Origin of the sequence: Sphaerospermopsis reniformis (genome assembly GCF_005402885.1) — a bacterium.
GTDB lineage: Bacteria > Cyanobacteriota > Cyanobacteriia > Cyanobacteriales > Nostocaceae > Sphaerospermopsis > Sphaerospermopsis kisseleviana.
In genome coordinates, this window is sequence record NZ_BJCE01000435.1 from 1 (window position 1) to 2,281 (window position 2,281).

At 40.2% G+C, this 2,281-nt stretch carries 3 protein-coding genes; all 3 read right to left on the reverse strand.

Annotated elements, in window-relative coordinates; genetic code table 11:
• Window positions 1-239 precede the first annotated feature (239 nt).
• Window positions 240-980 carry a 2-phosphosulfolactate phosphatase family protein gene (locus FFR48_RS27345; RefSeq protein ID WP_096567764.1) on the reverse strand — a complete coding sequence of 247 codons (741 nt, stop codon included), beginning with the start codon at window positions 978-980 and terminating at the stop codon, window positions 240-242.
• A 200-nt stretch (window positions 981-1,180) separates the two neighbouring features.
• On the reverse strand, window positions 1,181-1,633 hold the full coding sequence (locus tag FFR48_RS27350; RefSeq protein ID WP_096567762.1) for a DUF29 domain-containing protein: 453 nt from the start codon (window positions 1,631-1,633) through the stop codon (window positions 1,181-1,183).
• A gap of 48 nt (window positions 1,634-1,681) precedes the next feature.
• Window positions 1,682-2,131, reverse strand: coding sequence for a DUF29 domain-containing protein (locus tag FFR48_RS27355; RefSeq protein WP_137669521.1), 450 nt, complete (start codon window positions 2,129-2,131; stop codon window positions 1,682-1,684).
• Window positions 2,132-2,281 lie beyond the last annotated feature (150 nt).

Here is a 2,281-nt window from a genome sequence, read left to right on the forward strand (position 1 = left end):
AAAAAGTGTGCATTTTTTGGGATTTCAAGAGATGGCAAAGAAATTTTCAAATCTTCTCCTGACTCCTGACTCCTGACTCCTGACTCCTATGCCCTCACGGAAAGACTTTCTCAGCAACCCCTAAGTAAGGGAGATAGGGAGATAAATTTTAGATTTTAGATTTTAGATTTTAGATTGGAGACTACAAAAACAATCCAAAATCCAAAATCCAAAATCCAAAATACATAACTCCTGCCTCCTTACTGATTCTGACTTTTTAAAACACCTGCTTCGTGTTGCATTGGTAAAACATCTAAAATATCGGTTTGGGAGCAATATTTTAAATCTTCTAAACATTCCAGGCGTAATAATCGCTTACCGTGACTAGCTTGATGGAATAATCCCAGTAAGTCATTTTGCCATTGTGAATAAAGAGCGATCGCACTGGTAACTTCATCATTCCCAGCTATTTCTTCCAGGGAAGAATCGGTTTGTTGCCAAATACTATGAGCGATCGCACCTGCACAAACAGTATCCTCTAAAGAAAAACTACCTTCCCAACCTGAACCAACGATCCAAATGGTTTCTGGTTGTTTTTCTAAGAGAAATTTCACCACCGCAGACCGATTAATTAAAGCTGCTGCAAGAACAATAGGAGCTTGTTGAATGCGCTGTAAGGCACGAGTACCATTAGTGGTACTGATAAACAAGCGTCGCCCTTGTACTAATTCTGCTGTGCAATCTAGGGGCGAGTTACCCAACTCAAAGCCAGACACTTTTGCGCCGCCTCTTTCTCCAGCCCGTAATCGTTTTTCGGCAGGCCATTGTTCACTCACTGCCATGAGTTGATCTAAATCACTAAAAACTTGCACTGCCTCGCCTCCAGCCGCTAACACTGTCGCTATTGTGCTAGTGGCTCGCAAAACATCAACAGCGATCGCGCATTCTGGCGTTGCCTCAGTTGGGGTTAATTCTGGAGTATGATATACAAATATCTTCACGGGCTAGATATACCTGCTCTATACTACTGCGGTTATATTCTACCCACTTGATGTCACTCACTGGCTATCTTCAAATCTCGATCTTTATAAGAAAATGGGCTGAAAACCCTTGAGGTTGAGTTTTGGAGGGTGGCAGAAAAACTTAACCGTCCTTCAAGATAGAAAAAACTCGAGATTGTCTACATGAGGATTTCTCATTTTTAATCTTCCCAAAAATCCACATTCAGCATCGCTTCAAGATCAGGACTAAATGGCCATGTATCAGGAAACTCGCACTGCGGATAACCCCGACGCACAATTTTGAGAGTATCTTCGTAAACTTCATCAAAAACTTCGTGAAAATAGGGCTTTAAACTCGGTGCTTGTTTGAGTAATCGCTTCAGAGATACCCTTTGCTTATCAATGGATTCTACCCAACCACGATAACAATCAGGCATATTTACATAAGTCCGCTTGAGAAGATGTTCAAGAAGTTCTCCTAGCCGGTTTTCAAGTTCGTGTTTTTGCGATCGCCCCAAACTCTCTATCTCCTCAATCAGATTCTCAAAATCTAACCCCTCAATATCCCTACTCCGTAACTTATTGACTGTATCTTCAATCCACAGTAAATAATCTTGCTCATATAAAGATACTGCAATTTGTGTCTGTGTCATTGCTTGATATCCTCATTCAAGTGTAAATAAATATTTTTAACTATTTAACTATTCCCAAAAATCCACATTCAACATCGCTTCAAGATCACGGCTAAAAAGCCATGTATCAGGAAACTCACACTGCGGATAACCATTGCGGACAATTTTCAGAGCTTCTGCGTAAGCTTCATCAAACACTTGGCTAAAATAAGGCTTGAGACTGGGTGAATTTTTGAGTAACTTTCTGAGTCCATTCCTTTGTTTAATGATTGATTCTACCCACCCGCGATAACAATCGGGCATATTTACGTATTTTCGCTTGAGGATATGCTCCAAAAGCTCTTCTAGCCGATTTTCTAGTTCTCGTTTGTCCGATCGCCCCAAACTCTCTATCTCCTCAATCAGATTCTCAAAATCTAACCCCTCAATATCTCTACTCCGTAACTTATTGACTGTATCTTCAATCCACAGTAAATAATCTTGCTCATATAAAGATACTGCAACTTGTGTCTGTGTCATTGCTTGATATCCTCATTCAAGTGTAAATAGGGTTTGCTGAATAAACCTAAAACCTTGATATATCAAAGGTTAGAGGCTGATAAACACAGAAATTAGTGCAAGGGTTTTGAAGGGTATACCGGAAAAAGTGTGCATTTTTTGGGATTTCAA

What these genes read in the sequence shown, in the direction of transcription:
- FFR48_RS27350 (WP_096567762.1), bottom strand. Translation starts at nt 1,633, where the DNA reads ATGACACAGACACAAATTGCAGTATCTTTATATGAGCAAGATTATTTA.
- FFR48_RS27355 (WP_137669521.1), bottom strand. Translation starts at nt 2,131, where the DNA reads ATGACACAGACACAAGTTGCAGTATCTTTATATGAGCAAGATTATTTA.